At 46.8% G+C, this 15,081-nt stretch carries 14 protein-coding genes and 1 pseudogene; 9 read left to right on the top strand and 6 right to left on the bottom strand.

Features of this window, described 5'->3' with window-relative positions; all coding sequences use genetic code 11:
• The first annotated feature begins 210 nt into the window (after positions 1 to 210).
• The 4 genes from ABK01_RS00920 to ABK01_RS00905 all read left to right on the top strand — a co-directional run bounded on the left by ABK01_RS00920 (position 211) and on the right by ABK01_RS00905 (position 5,418).
• Entirely contained in the window at positions 211 to 1,056 is an 846-nt protein-coding gene (locus tag ABK01_RS00920) for a sulfide/dihydroorotate dehydrogenase-like FAD/NAD-binding protein (RefSeq protein ID WP_253676623.1), read from the top strand.
• Between the two features lie 67 nt (positions 1,057 to 1,123).
• Complete coding sequence (gene gltA / locus ABK01_RS00915) at positions 1,124 to 2,635, top strand: NADPH-dependent glutamate synthase (RefSeq protein WP_253675883.1); 1,512 nt, start codon at positions 1,124 to 1,126, stop codon at positions 2,633 to 2,635.
• 18 nt (positions 2,636 to 2,653) lie between these two features.
• Positions 2,654 to 4,033 carry a tryptophanase gene (locus tag ABK01_RS00910; protein WP_253675882.1) on the top strand — a complete coding sequence of 460 codons (1,380 nt, stop codon included), beginning with the start codon at positions 2,654 to 2,656 and terminating at the stop codon, positions 4,031 to 4,033.
• Positions 4,034 to 4,092: 59 nt separating this feature from the next.
• Positions 4,093 to 5,418 carry a sodium-dependent transporter gene (locus ABK01_RS00905; protein ID WP_253675881.1) on the top strand — a complete coding sequence of 442 codons (1,326 nt, stop codon included), beginning with the start codon at positions 4,093 to 4,095 and terminating at the stop codon, positions 5,416 to 5,418.
• Positions 5,419 to 5,511: 93 nt separating this feature from the next.
• Here ABK01_RS00905 and ABK01_RS00900 read toward each other — a convergent pair.
• A pseudogene (locus ABK01_RS00900) lies at positions 5,512 to 5,754 on the bottom strand (phosphoesterase); the annotation flags it as partial.
• Positions 5,755 to 5,933: 179 nt separating this feature from the next.
• Between ABK01_RS00900 and yedE the strand changes: the two are divergent.
• The 5 genes from yedE to ABK01_RS00875 all read left to right on the top strand — a co-directional run bounded on the left by yedE (position 5,934) and on the right by ABK01_RS00875 (position 10,359).
• Positions 5,934 to 6,983 (top strand): YedE family putative selenium transporter, encoded by a 1,050-nt coding sequence (gene yedE, locus ABK01_RS00895; RefSeq protein ID WP_253675879.1) that lies wholly within the window; start codon positions 5,934 to 5,936, stop codon positions 6,981 to 6,983.
• A gap of 147 nt (positions 6,984 to 7,130) precedes the next feature.
• Positions 7,131 to 7,340: a sulfurtransferase TusA family protein gene (locus tag ABK01_RS00890; RefSeq protein ID WP_162661966.1), complete on the top strand. Its 210-nt coding sequence runs from the start codon at positions 7,131 to 7,133 to the stop codon at positions 7,338 to 7,340.
• Between the two features lie 50 nt (positions 7,341 to 7,390).
• Positions 7,391 to 7,606 (top strand): putative Se/S carrier-like protein, encoded by a 216-nt coding sequence (locus ABK01_RS00885; RefSeq protein ID WP_253675878.1) that lies wholly within the window; start codon positions 7,391 to 7,393, stop codon positions 7,604 to 7,606.
• A gap of 9 nt (positions 7,607 to 7,615) precedes the next feature.
• Positions 7,616 to 8,680, top strand: a complete 1,065-nt coding sequence (gene selD, locus ABK01_RS00880; RefSeq protein ID WP_371922013.1) for a selenide, water dikinase SelD — start codon at positions 7,616 to 7,618, stop codon at positions 8,678 to 8,680.
• A gap of 173 nt (positions 8,681 to 8,853) precedes the next feature.
• Positions 8,854 to 10,359 carry a CoA-acylating methylmalonate-semialdehyde dehydrogenase gene (locus ABK01_RS00875; RefSeq protein ID WP_253675877.1) on the top strand — a complete coding sequence of 502 codons (1,506 nt, stop codon included), beginning with the start codon at positions 8,854 to 8,856 and terminating at the stop codon, positions 10,357 to 10,359.
• Positions 10,360 to 10,419: 60 nt separating this feature from the next.
• On the opposite strand, the gene ABK01_RS00870 is transcribed toward ABK01_RS00875, so the two are convergent.
• From ABK01_RS00870 to iolG, 5 genes are read right to left on the bottom strand one after another with little or no spacing between them, the layout of a single operon-like run.
• Positions 10,420 to 11,208 carry a DeoR/GlpR family DNA-binding transcription regulator gene (locus ABK01_RS00870; RefSeq protein WP_212565685.1) on the bottom strand — a complete coding sequence of 263 codons (789 nt, stop codon included), beginning with the start codon at positions 11,206 to 11,208 and terminating at the stop codon, positions 10,420 to 10,422.
• A gap of 12 nt (positions 11,209 to 11,220) precedes the next feature.
• The gene (locus ABK01_RS00865) at positions 11,221 to 12,024 is read right to left on the bottom strand and encodes a 5-deoxy-glucuronate isomerase (RefSeq protein ID WP_253675876.1); all 804 of its coding nucleotides are present in this window, start codon (positions 12,022 to 12,024) and stop codon (positions 11,221 to 11,223) included.
• Positions 12,025 to 12,029: 5 nt separating this feature from the next.
• A complete protein-coding gene (gene iolC / locus ABK01_RS00860) occupies positions 12,030 to 13,046 on the bottom strand; it encodes a 5-dehydro-2-deoxygluconokinase (protein ID WP_253675875.1) in 1,017 nt (338 codons plus the stop codon).
• Positions 13,046 to 13,888, bottom strand: a complete 843-nt coding sequence (locus ABK01_RS00855; protein WP_253675874.1) for a ketose-bisphosphate aldolase — start codon at positions 13,886 to 13,888, stop codon at positions 13,046 to 13,048. Before ABK01_RS00855 ends, iolC begins: the two co-directional genes overlap by 1 nt.
• 15 nt (positions 13,889 to 13,903) lie before the next feature.
• Positions 13,904 to 14,914, bottom strand: a complete 1,011-nt coding sequence (iolG, locus tag ABK01_RS00850; RefSeq protein ID WP_253675873.1) for an inositol 2-dehydrogenase — start codon at positions 14,912 to 14,914, stop codon at positions 13,904 to 13,906.
• Between the last annotated feature and the right edge of the window lie 167 nt (positions 14,915 to 15,081).

The following is a 15,081-nucleotide window of genomic DNA, read 5'->3' as shown; positions in this document are numbered from 1 at the left end:
TCGAAAGAAAACTTGACGGTTAAGATGAGCGGCAGCATTGTAGACGCTCATCTTATACCTATGAAATTTCGCACAGAAGGAAGGCAACCGCTAAAAATATTTTTGATACGGTTGCCCTGTTGATATTCCGTACCATTACGAGTAAAATAGCACGAAATGTGTATCACCTATAAATGATACCATATTTTATCTATATAAAGAGGTCGAATGATTCACACGATTTTAGAGAAGAAACAATTCTCAAAAGATGTTTTCTATCTGCGCGTTGCGGCACCGGAAATTGCCCGTCAGAGAAAGGCAGGACAATTTGTTATTATTCAGCTTGATATCGATTACGGCGAGCGCATTCCGCTTACCATCGCCGATGCCGATCCTTCCGAAGGGTGGATAGCCCTTGTCGTTCAGGCAGTTGGGGCAACCACGATTAAGCTCTGCCGAAAAGAAGTAGGCGATTCGATTGCGGCAATTCTCGGTCCGCTCGGTAATCCCACGCATATTGCAAAGGTCGGAAAGGTTGTCTGCGTCGGCGGTGGTATCGGTACGGCTCCTCTACACCCGATTGCTCAAGCCTATAAACGTGCCGGTAATGAAGTTATCATTATCATCGGCGGACGTACAAAAGAGCTTGTTATTTTTGAAGAAGAAATGCGTAAAATAGCGGATGAGCTCATCATCGTAACCGATGACGGAAGCTACGGCCGAAAAGCGCTGGTTACCGAACCGTTAAAAGAAATTTGTGAAAGCTCTGCGCCGCCTCAAGAGGTTATTGCAATCGGTCCGCCGATTATGATGAAATTCTGCGCGGCCACAACCCGTCCGTTCGGTATCCATACGGTTGTTTCGTTAAATACCATTATGATCGATGGTACCGGAATGTGCGGAGGCTGCCGCGTTACGATTGACGGAAAAACCAAGTTTGTCTGCGTGGACGGCCCCGAATTTGACGGGCACAAAGTCGATTTCGACAACATGATGATGCGGATGAAGGCGTTTAAGGAACGGGAAGATCACGACCGTCATGCCTGCAGAATCGGACTGTCTAACGGCGCTCATTAACCTTAAATCAACCTGAATAGAAGATAAGCCGGCATTTTTTCGGATGTGCCGCGCAGAGGAGTATGGAATGGAAACCGAAAATATAAATACCGAACACCACTACGTCCCCCGCGAAAAACTTGCGGAGCAGGCGAAAGCGTATTGGGGTGAATTAAAAGATAAAGAATTAAAAATGAAGGATCGCGGCGCTATCCCGATACAGGAAATGCCGGTACTTGAACCGCATGCCAGAGCACGTCTTATGGACGAGGTTGCAACCGGTTACACCGAAGAACAGGCGCGGATCGAAGCGGAACGCTGCTTAAACTGCAAGAACCGCCCCTGCGTACAGGGCTGCCCTGTTGGAATCCCCATCCCCGAATTTATCAGCTGTATTCAAAAGGGAGATTTTAAGGCTTCTGTCGATACGATTAAAACGACGAACTTGCTTCCCGCTATCTGCGGCCGCGTATGTCCGCAAGAAAAACAGTGCCAAGCAGTATGTACCGTCGGCAAAATGCATAAATCAGTGGATAAGGCGGTTGCAATCGGCAGATTGGAACGCTTTGTTGCAGATTGGGAACGAAATAATAACAAGACAACAATTCCGCCGGTTGCTCCCGATACCGGAAAGAAGGTTGCGATTATCGGATCGGGACCTGCAGGTCTTGCCGCCGCCGCCGATATCCGCCGTGCCGGTCATGCGGTAACCGTATTCGAAGCCTTCCATAAAACGGGCGGCGTTATGGTCTACGGAATCCCCGAATTCCGGCTCCCCAAAGACATTGTCGCGAAAGAAGTGGAAAATCTTAAAAAGATGGGCGTCAAATTTGAAACCAACTTCTTAGTCGGACGGACGGCAACACTGGAACAGCTGCTCCAAGAAGACGGTTTCGACGCCGCCTTTATCGGTACCGGCGCGGGCTTACCTAAGTTTATGAACGTCGAGGGAGAAAACCTCATCGGCGTATTCAGCGCAAACGAGTACTTAACCCGCGCCAATTTGATGAAGGCCTATCAAGAAGATAAGGCGGACACACCGCTGTATCCTGCAAAGGTTGTTGCGGTTATCGGCGGCGGGAATGTCGCGATGGATGCCGCCCGTATGGGATACCGGCTCGGTGCCGATAAAGTGTACTGTATTTACCGCCGTACCCGTGCCGAAATGCCCGCCCGCGCCGAAGAAATCGCCCATGCGGAAGAAGAAGGGGTTGAGTTCTGCTTTTTGCAAAACCCGACACGCTTTATCGGCGATAAAGACGGTAAGGTGTGTGCAGTCGAAGTGCTGAACTACGAGCTTGGTGAACCCGACGATTCCGGTCGCCGCAGTCCTATTGCCATTCCGGGTACTGAGCATCAAATCCCGGTGGATACGGTTATCGTTGCGCTTGGTAACAGCTCTAACCCGCTGATGGCAAAAACGACGGAAGGATTGCAGGTAACAAAGAACGGCAACATCATCGTCGATGAAAACCAGAAAACCAGCATTCCGAAAGTGTGGTCGGGCGGAGATATCGTACTCGGTGCGGCAACCGTCATCCTCGCGATGGGTGAAGGACGCAAAGCGGCGGCGAGCATTAACGAATATTTAGCACAGTAACACAAAAGGAGAAATCGTATGAAAAAGTATGTACCGGAACCGTTTAGAATCAAAATGGTAGAGCCAATTAAAATGACAACCCGCGAAGAACGCCTCAAAAAGCTTGAAGCGGCAAAGTACAATATGTTCAACTTGCGCGGGGAAGATGTGTACATCGACTTATTAACCGATAGCGGCACAAACGCAATGAGCGATAGGCAATGGGCGGGTGTGATGGTCGGTGATGAGGCGTATGCCGGTGGCAAAAGCTATTTTAAATTGCTCGAAGCGGGACAGGATATTTTCGGATACGAATTTATCCAACCGGTACATCAAGGACGGGCGGCGGAAAAAGTGATGTTCCCCTTATTGCTTAAAAAAGGGCAGTTCGCTATTTCCAATATGTTCTTTGATACGACAAGAGCGCATGTCACTTTGTCCGGCGGGAAACCGGTAGACTGCGTGTGTGCGGAAGCAAAAAAACCGGCTGTCTATGCTCCTTTCAAAGGCAACATGGATGTTGAAAAACTTGAAAAGTATATCAATGAATACGGCAAAGAAAATGTCGGTATGATTGTTATGACCATTACCAATAACTCAGCCGGCGGTCAGCCCGTATCGATGCAAAATCTCCGTGAAGTGTCTGCGGTCGCAAAAAAATACGGTATTTTATTTAATATCGATGCGGCTCGTTTTGCGGAAAACGCCTATTTTATTAAAGAACGCGAAGCGGGATATAACAATAAATCCATTAAAGACATTGTACGCGAGATGTTCAGCTATGCCGACACCTTTACGATGAGCGCAAAAAAAGATGCAATCGTCAACATGGGCGGTCTTATCGGTATTAAGAACAACAAAGACATTTATCAACTGATTAAGGGCAACTGTATTTCGTTTGAGGGCTTTATTACCTACGGCGGTCTTTCCGGCCGTGATCTTGAAGCTTTGGCGATTGGTCTGTACGAAGGTATCGATGAAGAATATCTGAAATACCGCAACGCTTCTATGGAATATTTGGCATCTCAGCTGCTTGATGCGGGCGTTGCCATTCAGAACCCCGCAGGCGGGCATGGCGTTTACGTTGATGCAAATGCGATGTTCCCGCACATTCCCTACTATGAATTTCCCGGCCATACGCTTTGCGTAGAGCTGTACAAAGAAGCCGGCATCCGTACTTGCGATATCGGTTCGTTTATGCTCGGCAATGATCCTGAAACGGGTAAGCAGATTAAATCAGAATTTGAGTTTGCACGGTTAGCTATTCCGCGGCGTGTGTATACGCAGGCTCATTTGGATGTCATTGCCGAAGCGTTAATCAACATCAAGGAACGGGCTTCGCAGGTGAAGGGTTACCGCATCATTTGGGAACCGCCGATTTTGCGCCACTTCCAAGCTCACTTGGAACCCATTAAATAGCCCTAAGTGGACATTCGGAAAGAGAAGCGTACTAATCCGCCTATTAAAAGGAACCAGCTATGATAAATACAGAAGCACGGCGCGATCAATTCGGATCACAGGTTGGGTTTATTCTTGCTTGCATCGGTTCCGCCGTCGGCATGGGGAATATCTGGCTGTTCCCGTTCCGTGCGGGGCAGTTCGGGGGAGCGGCATTTTTAATTCCTTACATCATCTTTGTTACTTTCATCGGATACACGGGTATTGTTGAAGAAATGTGCTTAGGACGGGCAATGAGAACAGGCCCGCACGGTGCATTTCTGAAAGCAACTCAAATGCACGGTAATAATTCAGGTGCCGCTATCGGATGGATCCCTGTTGCCGGTTCGCTCGGTATTGCAATCGGATACACAGTTGTAGTCGGATGGATTATCCGCTTTACAGTAGGAGCTTTTTTAGGCTCCATGCTTGCTGCAGAGAACAGCGGTGCATACTTCGGTGCCATTGCGGGACGGCTTTCAAGCTTACCGTGGCACAGTGCCGCAATTATCGGCTGCTTTATAATTATGGCGGCAGGTGTTTCATCAGGTATCGAAAAAGTCAACAAAGTGATGATGCCGGCATTTTTCGGCTTGTTTATTATTCTTGCCATTCGTGTTGCGACATTACCGAAAGCAGCTGACGGATATACCTTTCTATTTAAAGCAGACTGGAGTAAATTGGCGGATGTAAAAACGTGGGTTTATGCACTCGGTCAAGCATTCTTTTCGTTATCACTCGCCGGAAGCGGTACTGTGGTATACGGCAGCTATTTGAAGGATAATGAAGATGCTCCAACCAGTGCAAAATTCACGGCGATATTCGATACGTTCGCAGCGCTGCTTGCAGCATTGGTTATCATCCCCGCGGTCTTTGTGTATAACCTTGAACCGACAGCAGGGCCTCCGCTAATGTTTATCACCATGCCGATGATCTTTAAAGAAATGCCTGCCGGTACTCTGTTTTCGATTATATTCTTTGTCGCGGTATTGTTCGCCGGAATTACTTCGTTGATCAATCTGTATGAAACACCGGTAGAGATGCTGCAGCAAAAGTTTAAATTGAGCCGAAAGGTTTCGCTTCTCATTGTGCTCGGTCTCGGGTTCCTTATCGGACTTATTGTTGAAGACGGAAACATACTCGGTATATGGATGGATGTTATCAGTATTTATATTATTCCGCTCGGAGCGTTACTTGCCGGTATTATGTTCTTCTGGGTATGCAATAAAGATTTCGTGTTACGCGAAGTTTCAAAAGGCCGCTTAAAACCGGTCAGCAGTGCGTATGTTGTGCAAGGAAAATATCTTTACTGCGGCGTTACCGTCATCATATATATTCTCGGTATTTTCTACGGCGGTATCGGTTGATTCTGCTTGTATCGGTTTTATTTTCCTTGTTCAGAACGAGCTAATGCAATGACAGCGTTTAAAAATGCGGTTTTACCACAGTATCTTTCTGCATAAATCATCAATTTCATCAAGTTTCAGAAGTGGGCAGCCTAAATATTCTACAAATTCTATTAACAATAAACTTTGAATATGACCACCATAAGCAATCTCCATTTTATAGCCGTAGCTTTCTAAAAGTTTTAAAAGAGCATAAGCCGCACCGAGGGCATCATGATCCGGAAAATCATGCGTTTGTATAAGTACCGGTTGGTCTTTACTTAAAACCGAGCAAAGCATCGATAATTTTTCTTTCATAAACACCAATCCTAAAGTAGAATTGATAATAATATAGCACAAAAAAAGCTGTTTTCCAATCGTATCAATTCGACCGAGGTCTTTAAAAGAAATCTTGACAGCCCTATAAACTCCTTGTATCATACTATATATAATTTTTTTTATAGTTTTATTAAAAAAATCAAAGCTGGAGGAATGGAATGAAAAAACATTTCATGGTAGCACTGACGGGCGCATTCATCGGGATTGCAGCTGTCGTATTGGTCAAATTCGGAAACCCGGGAAATATGGGCTTCTGTATTGCCTGTTTCTTACGCGATATTGCGGGTACCTTAAAACTGCACAATGCGGCTGTGGTGCAGTATATGCGCCCCGAAGTCATCGGACTTATCGTCGGTGCGTTTGCTATTGCACTTATAAAAAAAGAATTTAAGCCCCGTGGCGGTTCAGCGCCTTTTACCCGCTTTGTGTTAGGCTTTTTCGTAATGATCGGTGCGTTGATGTTCTTAGGCTGCCCGCTTCGTATGTTTTTACGTTTGGGCGCAGGCGATTTGAATGCGATATTTGGACTTGTCGGGTTCATCATCGGTATCGCGATTGGAGTGGTATTCCTCAACAAGAACTTCTCGTTAAGCCGCGCATATCCCCAATCCGGACAGGAAGGGATGCTTGCCCCCATCGTGATGATCGTATTCTTCATTTTATTGGTTGCATTCCCTGCCGTTCTCGCCTTTAGCGAAAAAGGTCCCGGTTCAATGCATGCGCCGATTGCGCTCGCACTCGGTATCGGTCTTGTCGGCGGCGCATTAGCACAACGCAGTCGGCTCTGTACCGCAGGCGGTATCCGCGATGCAATTATGCTTAAAGACTTCCACCTTTTAACGGGTAGTATTGCTATTTTAGTTGCCGTGCTTATCGGAACGCTCGTAACCGGGCAGTTTAAGCTCGGACTCGCGGGACAAGCAGTTGCCCACACCGACGGGTTGTGGAACGCGCTCGGTATGGTGCTGGTCGGATGGGCGAGTGTTCTGCTCGGCGGCTGCCCCTTACGCCAGCTCATTTTAACCGGCGAGGGTAACACCGACTCGGCTGTAACCGTAACCGGTTTGATTGCAGGCGCCGCTTTCGCTCATAACTTCGGTCTTGCTTCTTCCGGTAAAGGGCCGACCAGCGCGGGGATGATTGCCGTTGTTATCGGATTAGTCGTAACAGCCTGCGTTAGCGTATACTACGCAGCAAAAAATAAATAATGTTTTCGCGGTATCTCTGATAATCGACCTCATTAGGGATGCCGCTTTTTTAAACGTACAAAATATTTAAGCAGGGACCCTCATAAAGCATAGCAAATATTAAGCGGTGCCCGAATTTTTAGTAATTTAGCAGAAGGAGATAGAGAAATGGCAGATTATACGGTAGACGCACGAGGGCTTTCCTGCCCTGAACCGGTGGTACGGACAAAAAAAGCATTCGATGCACATCAGAATTTTACGGTGCTTGTCGATAATGAAACCTCAAAAGAAAACGTTATCCGCTTTTGCGATAAGATGAAGGCAAAGACCTCCGTCTCAGCCGACGGCAGCGACTGGAAAATTACTGTTTCAAAATGATCGACGGTTACGTAATAACGTTTCACACTCATTACGAAGCGCTCGTTTGTATGTGCAGTCTCGAAAAAAGCGAGGCTGTGCAAAACGGCGTGATTACCGTCAAGCTTATTCCCGTGCCGCGCGAACTCAGCTCCGCCTGCGGTACGGCGGTTAAAGTTATGATAAAAGACGGCGCTGCGTTCGGCGCAGAGAACTTCGCAAACATTGAACGCGATGAAGTGTTCAGCTTTGACTCCGCCGGAACATACACCGCAGCGGATAACTAAGAGGCAAACATGAGCTGTGCAGTCCCGGATAAAAATTTCAGTTTAATTAAATCTTCGTCCTATTCGGGATGAGGGGCAAAATTAAGTGCGGGTGCACTGGACGGATTATTAAAAAGTTTTCCTATTTGCTCCGATGCCCGGCTATTGGTCGGCTTCGATACATCGGATGATGCGGCTGTTTATAAAATCAGTGACGAAACAGCGTTAATCTTTACCGCTGATTTCTTTCCGGCTATTACGGATGATCCGTATATGTTCGGGCAGATTGCCGCCGCGAATGCGCTTAGCGATATTTACGCAATGGGCGGTGTTCCGAAACTGGCACTCAATCTTTTTTGTATTTCGGAAAAAATGCCCGAATCCGTTATCAAAGAGATACTGCGGGGCGGCGCCGACAAGGCGTTTGAGGCGGGAGCAATCATCTGCGGAGGGCACACCATTTACGACAGCATTCCGAAATACGGTTTAGCGGTAACGGGTTTTGTGCATCCCAACAAAATACTGCGAAATTCGGCGTGCAAAACAGGTGATGTACTGATTTTAACCAAGCCCATCGGCTCCGGTATTTTAACAACAGCAGCGAAAGCTGATATGCTCGGTACGGACGAGCTTAAAAGTGTATATGACGTTATGGCGTTTTTAAATGCCGCCGCCTGTACTGTGATGACCAAATACGAGGTTCACGCCTGTACGGATATCACGGGCTTTGGACTTTTGGGGCACTTGTATGAAATGGGAAAGGGAAGCGGCCTTAGTATTGAGCTTACTTGTAAATCGCTGCCGATTTTTGACGCTGCCGTTGAATATGCCGAAATGGGCTTTGTTCCCGCCGGAGCGTATTCAAACAGGAGCTTTGTCGGTGATAATGCTGCTCTGGACGGAGTGCCGCGTGCCTATCAAGACATCCTGTTTGACCCGCAGACGTCAGGCGGTCTTGTTATTGCGGTAGCTCAACAAGACGCACAACAGTTATATGCAGAACTCTGCACCGTCCTTGAAAATACCGTCTGCGGAAAGCCGACAATTATCGGCACGGTTGTAGAACGTGCCGATAAGGTTGTACGGGTAAATTAGACCTGTTCGATCGGGATATTAACCGGCCGCACGAATAAAATATATTTCAATTGACATATAACCATAGAGACCCTATAATATTACCATAAGTTACCCATAAAATACTTATAACATATCGGTTTGATCAGCAACCCCGATGCGATGGGGTATGTTGTTCTTATAAGGAGGAACTAATGGTTAAAACATTGCCGCTTTTTATCGATGGAAAGCAGGTTGTTTCAAAAACACAGAAATTTTCAGATGCGTATGATCCGAGTACCGGAGAGGTAATTGCAAAAGTCCCTTGCTGCACAGCGGAAGAAGTAAATACTGCGGTGTCCGCCGCAAAAAAAGCTTTTCCGGCATGGTCTGCAACTCCGGTGCAGAAACGGACGCAGATATTGTATAAGGTCAGAGATTTACTGATCGAGCACATGGATGAACTTACTCATTTGGTAGCGCTGGAAAACGGAAAAGCATGGGCAGAAGCGCAAGGCGATGTGTTGAAAGCAAAAGAAGGTACCGAACAAGCGATTTCCGCCCCTTCGCTCATTATGGGCGAAAGTTTGATGGATGCTTCGCTCGGTTACGATACGGTACTTTACCGGGAGCCGATCGGCGTATGCGCCGGTATTGTCCCTTTCAATTTTCCTGCGATGATACCGATGGGATGGATGACTCCTATTTGTGTCGCCTGCGGGAATACTATTGTACTAAAAGCAGCAACTTTTACACCGCAATCGGCGTTGCGTATCGCTGAACTTTATAAAGAAGCGGGGTTGCCGGATGGAGTTATTAACATTGTAACCTGTTCCCGTACCGAAGCGGAGATTTTATTAACTCACAAGGATATTAAAGCGATAACCTTTGTCGGTTCAACGTCGGTCGGTAAGCATATTTATTCAACGGCTGCCGCTACCGGTAAACGGGTTCAAGCGCTCTGTGAAGCAAAAAATCATGCATTGGTATTGGATGATGCGCCGATTGAACGGACTGCAGCCGGCATTATTAATGCGGCATACGGGTGCGCCGGTGAACGCTGTATGGCGCTGCCGGTTGTCGTTGTACAAGAGGGTATTGCCGATGCGCTCGTTGCGAAGCTTAAAGAGGCAGCCCAGAGGCTTACTGTCGGAAAAGCCTATGATAAGGCAACAAAGCTTGGGCCTGTTGTCAATGCCGAGCATAAGGCTTCCATTATTAAATGGATTGAAACAGGTATTAAAGAAGGAGCAACGCTCGTTTTAGACGGCAGAAATCATACCGTTGCCGGTGCAGAAAACGGCTTCTACCTTGGCCCGACTATCCTCGATAACGTTACGGAGAATATGACGGTCGGTACACAGGAAATTTTCGGCCCTGTGTTATGTATCAAGCGGGTAAAAACCTTTGAAGAAGGACTTGCAATTATGAATCGAAACCCGTTTGCAAACGGATCGGTTATCTACACCCAAAACGGGTACTATGCGCGGGAATTTGTGCGTCATACCGATGGGGGAATGGTTGGAATAAATGTCGGTATACCGGTACCTATCGGAATGTTCCCCTTCTCAGGGCATAAAGAATCGTTCATCGGTGATTTACATACGCTCGGCAAAGACGGTTATCGGTTCTTTACGGAAACAAAAGTTGTTACCACTCACTGGTTTGATGAACACGAAATTCATTCAAGCGAAGTAAGCACATGGGACGGCACTATTTAGCCTGAAAAACTTGTAAAATTTCTTTGCCGGTATATGAATTTCCATTTGTATACCGGCGGATTAATGAGCTTTATCATCGGAAGTTTGATACGATTGGGTAAGCACAATCTCAACATGATTTTTTTGAAGAGCAATAAGTAAATCGTCTGTCGGTTGTTTATCGGTTATCAGAGCATCCAAATTGCTGAAAGAGCTATAGGTTACCATTGATGTTTGATTAAATTTACTGCTATCTAACAAAAGATATACTTCCTGCGAACGGGCGATAGCAAGCTTCTTCACTACCGATTCCGCCGGAACCGTATTGCTGACTTCCGCATGGGCGCTAATACCGGTTGCCGCCATGAAAGCTTTGGAAATATTATAACTTTTCAAAACCTCAAGCGTATGCGGGCCGGTAAAAGAAAGCGTACTCCTATCCAGTTCGCCGGAGAGGCTAAAGACTTGTAAACCGGTATACGGCACTGCCTGAATAAGAAATTCAAGATTATTGGTAAGCACCGTAATCTGTTTGTTTTGCAGTCCTTCTATCATGTGACAGGTGGTGGTGCCTGAATCGATAAAGATAATATCTCCATCTTTTACATAATCACAAGCAGTGCGCGCAATCCGCTTTTTTAGAGCAAGATTCTGAACCGTTCGATCGCCAAAAGAAGGCAGCGCAATTGCATCCTTTACAACACGTACCCCGCCGTATGTTTTTTCAATTTTTTTTCCTTTAATAATTTCATCAATATCCCGCCGGATAGTGTTTTTTGATACTTTAAAGGCATCACAAAGTTGGTCAAGAGTTACCGCTTGATAATGATAAATAAAGTCTTCAATTTTCTCCAGTCGCTGTGTTCTCATAGTATGAATAATTTAATACCCAATACTACCGAATTGGTCAACTATCCAGCGGTGTTCGGGCGCATCGCATCGGCTTGTCCACGGGTTTCCGTCAAGATGTCGAATCATCCATACATAGGTCATGCGGTAGGCGGGAGCGGCAACCTGCGGATGGGTTAACCCGCCCGGGATGGCTGCAAAACTTTCATGTTTAATTTTAAACGCCTCGTCCCCGATAAAACAAGCGCCAAACCCTTGCGGCTTATCAAAGCGATAGTAGTATACTTCGGGCTGCTCATGGGTATGCGGAATAAAACTTGACCACAATCCCGCATGGTTAAAGATTTCTCCGATGACCATGTTGGAATATGGAGCCGTACTGTAATCAAAGATGGTTGTAACCTCCCGTACCGCCGTGTTGCCGGGTATATTGGCGCCGAAGGTGTTGATTTTTATCGTATCGGGAGTATAAAACACGGGGGCAAAACTACGGGAGTTTTCCGTTTGCTGTACCAGTACGAGCGAGGGCTGCTCCGCTGTAACGGTTGCCGCAGTATTTCTTGGGATATGCAGGCAATAACCGGTATTGTCCCAAGTAGTAGGTCGCTGGGCGGTTTCGGTTTTACCGTCCCACGCAAAGCGTACCGCTCCTTCAAGAAGCAGCAAAGCAGTTTCCTGCGCCGCATCCTGTAAAGAAAGCGTTTGCCCTGCCGTAAGCCGATGGACGGAAATATTCATCAGCATATTCGCATAAAGACCGTTTGTTTCCGTGAGTGTTTGTACACCGTGTTCGTTAAACGTAGGATAGCCGAATAGTGATTTTCTATCGTAATTCATAACCTTTATCCCTCCCGCGCAACCATTTCGCCGTATTGCGCTTTACACTCTTTGATAAACTGCCTTACCTTGTCTTCAGACGGCATATCGGCGGAACAGCCGTGGCTTGCCACCAAAAGCGAAGCCGAAGCGCTGCCGAATTCAAGACATTCAATCATATCCCAGCCGTTAAAGATACCGAATAAAAACGCCGAAGCATAGCCGTCGCCGCCGCCGAACGATTTAAGCGCTTTAACCGGAAAGGGCTTAATCGAAAAGTCTTTTCCGTCCTGCGTATATGCCGTCGAGCCTTTTTTTCCATGCTTAATAACAACGATTTTTGCTTTTTGCGAATGCCAATAGGCTGCCGTCTCCGCATCATTTTTACCCGGCCCTATCAGCCGTTCGGTTAAATCGTATTCCTCACGGGAACCGAGTATGATAGCGCTTTCATGCGCTACAATCGAATAATACAGAGCGGTTTCATCCTCGCTTTTCCAGTTATAGGGGCGGTAGTCAATGTCGAAAATAATCGGCGTTTTGGTTTTCTTTGCGAGTGCAACCGCTTTCAGCATCGCTTCGCGGGAAGGGCTTTGCGCCAATGCGGTACCGGAAATAAGCACTGCCTTTGCCGATTGAATATAATCTTCGTGGATATGCTCCGTAGAAAGCGATAAGTCTGCCGCTTGATTGCGGTACATCAGGATACTGCTTTCGTGTTCATTGAGAATTTCCGTAAATGTAAGACCGAGTTTTTCCCCGTGCGTTGTCCGCACCATTTGGGAAGTATCAACTCCTTCTTTTTGAAAAGTGTCGGTAATAAAGGTACCGAACTGATCATCGGAAACAGCTCCTACAAAGCCGACTTTTTTCCCGAGGCGGGCAAGTCCTACTGCAATATTCGCGGGAGAACCGCCGAGATATTTTTTGAACGAAACGCAATCCTGCAGCGGATGAAAATAATCAATAGGGTTTAAATCGACGGTTGCCCGTCCGAACAGTACAAGATCAAGCGGACGAGACCGTTCAAAATTAATATACATCAGCTTTTCTCCTCATTATTAAAAACCGCAATATGACGAAGGACATTTTCGTATACGCCTTGCACGGCAGCTTCATGTAAGCCAAAAAAACCGGGCGTATCATGTCGGGCGCAATAAGCGCGTATACCATCCGCAAAGGCGTCAAAATTTGCCGTTGCAATGTTTATCTTTCGTATACCGCAGTCTATGCAACGCCTGAAATCTTCATCGCTGATGCCGGTACCGCCGTGCAAAACCAGCGGCGCCGGAGTCAGTGCATGTATTGTTTTAAGCGCCTCAAAGTCAAGCTGCGGTGTTCCTTTATAATGGCCGTGCGCATTCCCGATAGCAACGGCCAGCGCATCAGCCGGGGCTTGGCGTAAAAATTCCTTTACGGTTTCGGGATTGGTGGTAATGGCTTTTTTCTCGGCGCCGCCTTCGCTGCCGCCGATTGTTCCCAATTCCGCTTCGACGCCCGCGCCGTATTTTTTCGCTGCGGCAAGCGTATCATTCGTTATTGCAATATTTTGTTCCAGCGGAAGCGCGGAACCGTCAATCATAACGGAGGTAAAGCCATAATCGAGCGCACTGTGAATCACATCGAGGGTTTGTCCGTGGTCAAGATGCACTGCTACGGCTACCTTTGCGGCGCGGGCGGCGCTCACCATCATCGGCGCGATTAAATGGAACGGGGAATAAACCAACCGCGCCTGTGCAATTTGCAGAATAATCGGGGTATTTGCCGTTTCCGCCGCCTTTATTGCGCCGATAATCATTTCCATATCGGCAACGTTAAAAGCGCCTACCGCCTTATTGTGCTGTTCGGCTTCCCGCAATAAATCCGTCATCAGTGCTAATGCCATGCCGATGCCTGCCTCTTACTTTATTTCCGATAAAAGTACCGCACGATGTTCTTTCAAAGAGCGCAATGCCGCGGCAGCGATCAATACCGGCTGTAATCCGTCGTTAATATCAACCGGTACGGGGCAGTCCTGTTCGATTGCCTGCACAAACATCCGTACCTCTTTTGTAAAGGAAGCCATATACCGTTCAAGGAAAAAGTAGAGCGGCTTTTCGGCATGGATACCGGTTTCACTGCTCAATATAAGCGATGAGTTTGTATCGTTGGAAACGCTTGCTTGACCTTTTGATCCGAATACCTCCGCACGTTGATCGTAGCCATAAGCCGCCTTACGGGAATTGTCTATAACGGCTAAGGCTCCGTTCGCCATTTTAAGCGAAATAATTGCAGTATCTATATCGCCTGCTTTTCCGATAAGCGGATCCACCAGTACGGCGCCGTTTGCAAATACTTCGACAACATCGCTTGCGGTTAAATAACGCACCATATCAAAATCATGGATGGTCATGTCGAGGAACATACCTCCTGAAACGGCTGCGTATTCGGGCGGCGGCGGCGCAGGGTCGCGTGAGGTAATGCGTACAATATGCACATCACCGACATCTCCATGTGCGACGGCGGCGCGTACCGCTTCAAAATTATGATCAAACCGGCGGTTAAAGCCTACTTGATATTTAAGATTTGTTCCCTTTAATTTTTCCATTACCTGACGGATTTTTGCGATGTCTTGAGACACGGGCTTTTCGCAGAACACGTGTTTACCGGCTGCGATTGCCTCAAGCGATATATCCGCGTGAGTGTTCGTTGATGAGCAGATTAAGACTGCATCAATTTCGGGATCATTTAATATCTTTTTGTAATCCTTTGAACAATCGGAAACGCCGAGCGCACGGAGCGAGGCTTCGGTTTCCTCATTCATAAAAGGATCGGCAATCGTTTTAAGATGCGCCGATGCAATATGATTCATAATACTTTGTGCATGAACCTTTCCGATTCTTCCTGCACCGATAATGCCGAGAGAAATCATTTTCTTCAGCCTCCTTAATAGTTCAACTCCAGTATACTATAGGTTTTGGGTAAATTCAAGCAATAAATTGATAAATAATGGTATGTTAAATATGATTCCAGTGTTATGTCAATGTTATATATTGGTAATATTATTTATTTAATATGGGTATATAATGAGTATTTCTT

Source organism: Treponema sp. OMZ 305 (assembly GCF_024181325.1).
Taxonomy (GTDB): domain Bacteria; phylum Spirochaetota; class Spirochaetia; order Treponematales; family Treponemataceae; genus Treponema.
This window is presented reverse-complemented; position numbering and strand designations above follow the sequence as displayed.

Coding starts and splice junctions, on each gene's coding strand:
- ABK01_RS00885 (WP_253675878.1), top strand. CDS start 7,391: ATGTGCAGTCTCGAAAAAAGCGAGGCTGTGCAAAACGGCGTGATTACC.
- ABK01_RS00855 (WP_253675874.1), bottom strand. CDS start 13,888: ATGGCATTAGCACTGATGACGGATTTATTGCGGGAAGCCGAACAGCAC.
- ABK01_RS00865 (WP_253675876.1), bottom strand. CDS start 12,024: ATGAATTACGATAGAAAATCACTATTCGGCTATCCTACGTTTAACGAA.
- ABK01_RS00890 (WP_162661966.1), top strand. CDS start 7,131: ATGGCAGATTATACGGTAGACGCACGAGGGCTTTCCTGCCCTGAACCG.
- yedE (WP_253675879.1), top strand. CDS start 5,934: ATGAAAAAACATTTCATGGTAGCACTGACGGGCGCATTCATCGGGATT.
- ABK01_RS00910 (WP_253675882.1), top strand. CDS start 2,654: ATGAAAAAGTATGTACCGGAACCGTTTAGAATCAAAATGGTAGAGCCA.
- ABK01_RS00870 (WP_212565685.1), bottom strand. CDS start 11,208: ATGAGAACACAGCGACTGGAGAAAATTGAAGACTTTATTTATCATTAT.
- gltA (WP_253675883.1), top strand. CDS start 1,124: ATGGAAACCGAAAATATAAATACCGAACACCACTACGTCCCCCGCGAA.
- iolG (WP_253675873.1), bottom strand. CDS start 14,914: ATGATTTCTCTCGGCATTATCGGTGCAGGAAGAATCGGAAAGGTTCAT.
- iolC (WP_253675875.1), bottom strand. CDS start 13,046: ATGTATATTAATTTTGAACGGTCTCGTCCGCTTGATCTTGTACTGTTC.
- ABK01_RS00875 (WP_253675877.1), top strand. CDS start 8,854: ATGGTTAAAACATTGCCGCTTTTTATCGATGGAAAGCAGGTTGTTTCA.
- ABK01_RS00905 (WP_253675881.1), top strand. CDS start 4,093: ATGATAAATACAGAAGCACGGCGCGATCAATTCGGATCACAGGTTGGG.